The 3831-nt window shown below is 53.2% G+C and carries 3 protein-coding genes; all 3 read left to right on the forward strand.

The annotated features are described in order from the left end of the window. Positions 1 to 384 precede the first annotated feature (384 nt). The 3 genes from FBQ85_27765 to FBQ85_27775 are packed head-to-tail and all read left to right on the forward strand — an operon-like array spanning position 385 to position 3567. Entirely contained in the window at positions 385 to 2133 is a 1749-nt protein-coding gene (locus tag FBQ85_27765; GenBank protein ID MDL1878931.1) for a bifunctional anthranilate synthase component II/anthranilate phosphoribosyltransferase, read from the forward strand. 1 nt (position 2134) lies between these two features. Continuing rightward, on the forward strand, positions 2135 to 2932 hold the full coding sequence (gene trpC / locus FBQ85_27770; GenBank protein ID MDL1878932.1) for an indole-3-glycerol phosphate synthase TrpC: 798 nt from the start codon (positions 2135 to 2137) through the stop codon (positions 2930 to 2932). Then, positions 2929 to 3567: a phosphoribosylanthranilate isomerase gene (locus FBQ85_27775; GenBank protein MDL1878933.1), complete on the forward strand. Its 639-nt coding sequence runs from the start codon at positions 2929 to 2931 to the stop codon at positions 3565 to 3567. Before trpC ends, FBQ85_27775 begins: the two co-directional genes overlap by 4 nt. Positions 3568 to 3831 lie beyond the last annotated feature (264 nt).

Here is a 3831-nt window from a genome sequence, read left to right on the forward strand (position 1 = left end):
CATCGTTGCAGATTCCGACCCGGGCCGCGAGTATCAAGAAACCATCGAAAAAGCCCGCGCCGTGTGGAATGCAATCGATTTAGCGGAACGAGGGTTATGAAGTATTTATCATTATTCATTGACCATTCATAGACAATTAACCATTGATCATTACACATTGTTCTCAACATCAAGTTGAAGCACAATAGGCGATTAGCTTTTCAAGCATAGAATAAAATTTTGAAAGTGTTTCGCCCACTGAAATGAAATCCCACAGAAATGGCTTTTTTATTTCTGTGGCAGTTCTACCTCTGCGGGCGAAGTTTTCAAAGCTGCACGAAGAGCGTCGATTTTCAACTTGACTGAAAATTGGCGTAGGCCGTTACTGCGAAAGAGGTGACTTGCATGATCCTCATGATCGACAACTTCGATTCGTTTACTTATAATTTGGTGCAATATCTCGGCGAGCTGGGCGCGGAATTGCAGGTGTTTCGCAACGACGCACTTACGCTCGATCAGATTGCCGAAATGAAGCCCGCCGGCATCGTGATTTCGCCCGGCCCCGGCCGCCCAGAGGACGCGGGTCTCACCATTCCAATCATCGAACGCTTTGCCGGAAAAATTCCCATTCTCGGCGTTTGCCTGGGACATCAGGCGATGGGCGCGGCTTTTGGCGGCGTGGTGGCGCGCGCGCCGGAATTGATGCACGGAAAAATTTCACAGATCCATCACGACGGCAATGGCTTGTTTCAAGGCGTGGAGAATCCCTTTAGCGCCACGCGCTATCATTCTCTCATCATTGCCGAAGATTCGCTGCCGGCCTGTTTCGAAATCACAGCGCGTAGCGAACATGGTTTGATAATGGGCATACGCCATCGCGAGTTCGTGCTCGAGGGCGTGCAATTTCATCCCGAATCCATCATGACGGCGGCGGGTAAAGTCATTTTGAAAAATTTTTTGCAGATGTGTACGCCAGGTTCTGCGATTCGGACTGCGCCTCAAAACACAGACTCAAAAAATACCCAGCCTGCGGAAATGAATCTGCAATCTCCTCCGGCGCAATCCGGAATAACCGATACAAAAAAATCTGCGCCAGCTACGTTTGCAGCCAAGACGGCAAACTCTACCACCATTCAAATAGCCCTGCAGCAAGTTCTTGAACAAGTTGATCTCGATCGCCAGCAAGCCTACAGCGTGATGAGTGAGATCATGAGCGGCGCGGCGACGCCGGCGCAAATTGCGGCTCTGCTGATCGCGCTGCGCATGAAGGGCGAGCGCGCGCAGGAAGTGGCGGGCTTTGCCCAGGCCATGCGCGACAAAGCCGCGCCCGTGCGCACGCAACGCCCGCATCCGATCGACATGTGCGGCACCGGGGGAGACAACAAAGGCACGTTCAACATTTCGACCGTGGCTTCATTCGTCGTTGCCGGCGGCGGGGTGGCCGTGGCCAAGCATGGCAACCGTTCGGTGTCGAGCAAATCCGGCAGCGCCGATGTGCTGGAAGCATTGGGGATCAATCTCAATCTCACTGCTGATCACATGGGCCAATGTTTGGACGAGGTCGGCATGGCCTTTTTGTTCGCGCCGGTTTTGCACAGCGCGACCAAGCATGCCATAGCCCCGCGCAAGGAAATCGGCGCGCGCACGGTTTTCAACATTCTCGGGCCGCTAACGAATCCCGCAGGTGTGAAGCGGCAGGTGTTGGGCGTTTATGATCGTCGCCTGATGCGCTTGATGGCTGAAGTTCTCGCCGAATTGGGCGCCGAGCATGCGCTGGTTGTACACAGCGAAGATGGTCTCGATGAAATTTCGGTGCACGGCCCGACGCGCGTGATCGAAGTGAAGCACGGCAATCTTGCCGAACGCACGCTCACGCCCAAAGATTTTGGCTTCACGCAATTGTATTATGAAAGCCTGAGCGGCGGCAATGCCGGGGACAATGCCGGGATCGCTTTGCGCGTGCTCAACGGCGAACCGGGTGTGGCGCGCGATGTGGTGCTGGCCAATGCCGCGTGCGGATTTTGGGTTGCGGGCAAAGCCAAAGATGTGGCGGAAGGCATTGCGCTGGCGCAACAAAGCATTGATTCCGGCGCCGCGCTGGCAAAGCTCGAAACGTTGCGCCGCCGAACGCACGAATTCAAAAAACCGAATTGACATGCCGGAACAATCATTTCTCGCGCGCATCGTTGCGCATAAACAAGAAGAAGTTCGCCGCGCCAAACGAAAATCATCTTTTGCTGATTTGGAGCAGCGCGCCAAGTTGCAATCGCCTGTGCGCGATTTCCGTCAGGCCTTGCTGGCGGGCGTCAATGTTACGGTGATCGCCGAATTGAAAAAAGCTTCGCCCTCCGCCGGAGTTTTGCGTGAAGACTTCGATCCCCAACAGCTCGCGCAAAGTTACGCCGCAAATGGCGCTGCTGCGCTTTCAGTGCTGACGGATGAAAATTTTTTTCAGGGCCATCTCGATTATTTGAACCAGGCGCGCGGGTTTTGCAGCTTGCCGGCTCTGCGCAAAGATTTCATCATTGATCCTTATCAAATCGCCGAAGCGCGCGCCTTCTGCGCAGATGCGGTGTTGCTGATCGTTGCGATTTTAGATGCCAGGCAACTCGCCGAATTGATGGTTTTTACGAAAGAACTTGGTTTGCACGGGTTGATCGAAGTGCACGACGAACGTGAAATCGAAATCGCTCTGGCCGCCGGCGCGGAGATCATCGGCATCAACAATCGCGATTTGCAAACATTTTCAGTGAGTCTTGCGACTTCTGAGAAATTGGCAGCGCGAATCCCCGCAAGCTGCGTGTGCATCGCCGAATCCGGCATTACCTCGCGCAGCGAAGTCGAGCGCCTGGCCGAATGCGGCATCGATGCCATTCTCATTGGCAGTCACCTCATGCGCCAGCCTGATCCCGGAAAAGCTTTGTCATATTTTGTGGGAGTGCCGCGACGATGATCCCGGCAAAGATTTGCGGCATCACCCGTCTTGCAGATGCGCTTGCCGCGGCTGAACTCGGAGCCGCGGCTGTTGGTTTTGTATTTTATGCGCGCAGCCCACGCTGCCTTGAGGTTGCGCAAGCGGCCCACATCAGCGCAAAACTTCCGCCTCAGATTGCCCGCGTCGGTGTGTTTGTCAATCCCGATTTGCAAACCCTGATTTCGACCGCTAAAAATGCAGGTTTGACGCATATTCAATTGCACGGCGAGGAAGAGGTTGCATTGTGTCAAGCATCGCCGTTGCCGGTGATCAAGGCTGTTTGCAGTCCGGTAGAATTCGACGCGTATAAAAATGTTTCAATGGCGGCTTTTTTGATCGACAGCAAAACGCAAGATCAATTTGGCGGCACTGGCCAATTGTCGGATTGGAATTTTTCCCGGCAGATGAAAGCGCACGCGCCGGTGATTTTGGCCGGCGGACTTTCGTCGAGTAACATCGCGCAAGCGTTGGCAACCGCGCAACCGGATGCCGTCGATCTTTCCAGTTCCGTCGAGCTTGCGCCCGGCATTAAAGATCATCACAAACTGCGCGAGTTTTTTGCGACGCTGCGGCAAATCGAAATCGCCGAGCGACAAAGCTCCAAGATTTTTTAAACGACCTGGTAAACATTTGCAGAAAAACTTGCAGCAACGGCACTGAAATTTATTCGCCCACCGAAGTGAAATCCCACAAAAAAGCCTTTGTTTTTTTCTGTGGGAGTCCGATTTCTGTGGCCAAAGATTTTTCTCGATTGTTGTTTGATTCATTGATGATTTTTTGATTCGGCCAATACACGTTTCGGAGAATATGAAATGGATTTTTCTAAGTACCCCGATCAATTTGGCAAATTCACCGTTCCGGATAAGCCTTTCAGCTTC

This window comes from Cytophagia bacterium CHB2, from assembly GCA_030263535.1.
Lineage (GTDB): Bacteria > Zhuqueibacterota > Zhuqueibacteria > Zhuqueibacterales > Zhuqueibacteraceae > Coneutiohabitans.